This window comes from Staphylococcus equorum (assembly GCF_001747895.1).
Lineage (GTDB): Bacteria > Bacillota > Bacilli > Staphylococcales > Staphylococcaceae > Staphylococcus > Staphylococcus equorum_A.
Window position 1 is genome coordinate 1 of record NZ_LNNB01000006.1, and the last position, 262, is coordinate 262.

A 262-nucleotide genomic window follows, 5' to 3' on the forward strand; every position below is an offset into this window, starting at 1 on the left:
TGCAGAAGTAGTTCAGCGGTAGAATACGACCTTGCCAAGGTCGGGGTCGCGGGTTCGAATCCCGTCTTCTGCTCCATTATTTTTGCCGGGGTGGCGGAACTGGCAGACGCACAGGACTTAAAATCCTGCGGTGAGAGATCACCGTACCGGTTCGATTCCGGTTCTCGGCATTATCATTTTTAATATAGCGCCCGTAGCTCAACTGGATAGAGTACTTGACTACGAATCAAGAGGTTACAGGTTCGACCCCTGTCGGGCGCAC

The 262-nt window shown here is 52.7% G+C and carries 3 tRNA genes; all 3 read left to right on the forward strand.

The window, feature by feature from the left end:
• Position 1: 1 nt before the first annotated feature.
• Positions 2 to 76 (forward strand) — tRNA-Gly (locus AST02_RS01115).
• A gap of 8 nt (positions 77 to 84) precedes the next feature.
• Positions 85 to 170 (forward strand) — tRNA-Leu (locus AST02_RS01120).
• Between the two features lie 17 nt (positions 171 to 187).
• A tRNA-Arg gene (locus AST02_RS01125) sits at positions 188 to 261 on the forward strand.
• Position 262: the final 1 nt, after the last annotated feature.